The 3978-nt window shown below is 46.3% G+C and carries 1 protein-coding gene; it reads right to left on the reverse strand.

Going from position 1 to position 3978, the window contains the following annotated elements; translation table 11 throughout:
* On the reverse strand, nucleotides 1-3753 hold a 3753-nt coding region (gene rpoB / locus JKY90_04900), incomplete at its 3' end, for a DNA-directed RNA polymerase subunit beta (protein MBL4851604.1).
* Nucleotides 3754-3978: the final 225 nt, after the last annotated feature.

Consider the following 3978-nt stretch of genomic DNA (forward strand, 5'->3'; position numbering starts at 1 on the left):
CAGTTTAAGCATATACATATAACCAACGGTCACCTGACGATCTATTTGGTCACCCGTTCGACCATCAAACAGCACAGTCTGGCCAGAAGCTGGCAAATCAGCTAGCGCTAACATTTCGCGTACGTCATCTTCGCTGGCACCATCAAATACAGGCGTTGCCATGGGCACACCACCACGCAGATTCATGGCAAGACTCATAATTTCTTTATCAGTAAACTTGTCTAATCCATGCTTACGTTCATCACGATCATAGATTTTACCGAGAAATTTACGCGTCTCAGCAATGCTTGCTTGCGCTTCTAACATACGTCCAATCTTGTGGCCCAAACCCTTCGCTGCCCAACCCAAATGTGTTTCCAACACCTGACCGACATTCATACGTGATGGCACGCCCAATGGGTTCAAACAAACATCCACAGCTTCACCGGCTGCGGTATGCGGCATATCTTCGACCGGCACAATCATGGAGATCACACCTTTGTTACCATGACGCCCGGCCATCTTGTCGCCCGGCTGAATGCGACGCTTAACAGCAAGGTAAACCTTAACCATTTTCAGCACACCAGGAGCCAGATCATCACCTGCCATGAGCTTGCCACGTTTCTCTTCAAATTTGTCATCAAGCGCTTTGCGTTGAACTTTTAGCTGCTGGCTAAGCTGTTCAAGCTGGGTATTCGCTGTATCGTCCTGAAGACGAACATCAAACCATTTATCGCGTGGCAATTCTTCGAGATAACTTGCTGTAATTTTTACCCCGGATTTAAGGCTCGGACCGCCTTCAGCAACCTTACCAAGCAATAATTTTTCGACACGCGCATAGGTATCATCTTCAACAATACGGTATTGATCTTGTAGATCTTTACGAATGCTATCGAGCTGCTCTTCTTCAATCTGTAAGGCACGCTTATCCTTGTCTACGCCATCACGGGTAAATACTTGCACATCGATGACCGTGCCATTCATACCAGAAGGCACACGCAATGAAGTATCTTTTACGTCAGAGGCTTTTTCACCAAAAATCGCACGTAGCAGTTTTTCTTCTGGCGTCAGTGGTGCCTCACTCTTCGGCGTCACATTACCCACCAGAATATCGCCAGGCTGAACTTCAGCACCGATATAGACAACACCTGACTCATCCAACTTGGCTAAAGCAGCCTCACCAACATTAGGAATGTCAGGGGTGATTTCCTCTGGCCCTAATTTAGTGTCACGTGACACACAAGTGAGCTCTTGGATATGAATCGTAGTGAAACGATCTTCTTTCACCACACGTTCAGAAATAAGAATCGAATCCTCAAAGTTATAACCGTTCCACGGCATAAAGGCGATAAGCATGTTCTGACCCAGAGCCAATTCACCCATATCTGCAGAGGAACCATCAGCCAGCACATCACCTTGGTCAATCATATCGCCAATTCTCACTAGCGGGCGTTGATTGATGCAAGTATTCTGGTTAGAACGGGTGTATTTGGTCAGATTATAAATATCAACACCAGGCTCGCCTGCGCGTGCATCCTCATCGTTAACACAAACAACAATGCGGCTAGCATCAACAGAATCGACAACTCCACCACGCAGCGCTATAACCGACGTGCCAGAATCGACAGCAACCACACGCTCCATGCCGGTACCTACTAATGGTTTTTCCGCACGCAAGGTTGGCACAGCCTGACGCTGCATGTTCGACCCCATCAAGGCACGGTTAGCATCATCGTGCTCAAGGAATGGCACTAGCGATGCCGCAACCGAAACGATCTGTCTTGGCGACACATCCATATATTGGATTCGATCAACTGGTGATAATGAAAATTCATTCTCATAGCGACAAGAAACTAATTCGGCCGTAAACCGTCCTTTGTCATCAAGCTCGGCATTGGCCTGAGCAATCACAAAACGGCCTTCTTCGATCGCTGAAAGATAGTCAACTTCAGTTGTCGCTTTACCATTTTTTACACGGCGATAGGGTGTTTCTAGGAAGCCATACTTATTGGTCCGCGCATAAACAGCCAAAGAGTTAATCAAGCCAATGTTTGGCCCTTCAGGCGTCTCAATCGGACACACACGACCATAATGCGTTGGGTGGACATCACGCACTTCAAAACCAGCTCGCTCGCGCGTCAAACCACCTGGGCCAAGCGCAGAAACACGACGCTTATGCGTTATCTCCGACAGCGGATTATTTTGATCCATAAACTGAGACAACTGACTAGAGCCATAAAACTCTTTAATCGCAGCTGAAACAGGTTTTGCATTGATCAAGTCTTGCGGCATCAAGCCTTCTGACTCAGCCAAGGTTAGACGCTCACGTACGGCACGTTCAACACGAACCAAGCCGATGCGGAATTGGTTTTCCTCCATCTCGCCAACACGACGTACCCGGCGATTACCAAGATGGTCAATATCATCAACGCTGCCCTTACCATTTTTAATATCGATCAATACGGTAAGCACATCGATAATATCTTCTTTCGATAACACCCCTGCGCCTTCACTGCCTTCGCGACCAACACGGCTGTTGAATTTCATGCGACCCACTGCAGAAAGATCATAACGCTCGGAATTAAAGAACAAATTGTTGAACAAACCCTGCGCAGCTTCTTTAGTGGGTGGCTCACCTGGGCGCATCATGCGATAAATCTCAACCTGGGCTTCCAAAACGCTACGTGTCGCATCGATGACGAGAGTATCTGAAATATAGGGACCACGATCCAAGCTATTAGTAAACAAAGTTTCTAACGACTTAACGCCTGTTTCCATAATGGCAACAATCAACTCGCTGGTCAGCTCATCGTTAGCATTAGCAACAACTTCACCCGTTTCTGTGTTGATCACATCGCGCGCGATACGCTTGCCGAAGAGATACTCTTCAGGAACGATCAGCGTTTTCAAGCCTGCCTTGTCCATGCTGCGAACATGACGCGCGATAATGCGACGGCCTGCTTCAACGATTACCTCGCCTTTTTTGTCTTTCAGATCAAACTCTAATGTTTCACCACGCAGGCGATCACTAATTAACTTAAGCTCAATGCCTTTTTTGGTAAAAGCAAAGGTATTGGTATCGTAGAAAATATCGAGAATTTCTTCGCCGTTATGACCCAAGCCACGCAGCAAAACCGTAACCGGTAATTTACGACGACGGTCAATACGAACAAATACTGCATCATTCGGATCAAATTCAAAATCAAGCCATGAGCCACGGTAAGGGATAACCCGTGCAGAAAATAGTAATTTACCAGACGAATGAGTCTTACCTTTATCGTGCTCAAAAAAGACGCCTGGTGAACGGTGTAACTGTGATACCACAACACGTTCGGTACCGTTAATCACAAAAGTGCCGTTTTCGGTCATAAGCGGCAACTCGCCCATATACACTTCTTGCTCTTTAATATCTTTTACTACAGGTGTGTTGCCTGACGCTTCTTTATCATAAATAACCAAGCGCAAGATCACACGCAGCGGCGCTGCATAGGTCATACCGCGCATCTGACATTCCTTTACATCAAATGGTGGCTTACCTAATGTGTAACTGACATATTCAAGCGCAGCGCTACCAGAATAACTACTGATAGGAAACACTGACGCAAATGCAGCATGTAGACCCTGCCTCTTACGCTTTGCTTTAGCCACATCCGTTTGCAAAAATGCACGGTAAGAACTAACCTGCGTTTCCAATAGATATGGGGTTGCTAAAATTTCTGGTCTTCTACCAAAATTTTTGCGGATACGCTTTTTCTCAGTAAATGAGTAGGCCATTAGTGTCCCTCAGCAATTAAACAACTGTCTATTTGAAAAACAGACAAAACAATCAAGACGCACCTACGAGCCAGCACACAAAGTACTGACCCGTAAACGTCACTCAAAATCGACGTCAAAAATCAACGCTTTTAGCGATGTTTTTGGCAGCGCTTATTTAAGCTCTACTGAAGCACCAGCTTCTTCAAGCTATTTCTTAGCCTCTTCAGCATCATCCTTTGAAAC

This window comes from Gammaproteobacteria bacterium, assembly GCA_016765075.1.
Classification (GTDB): Bacteria; Pseudomonadota; Gammaproteobacteria.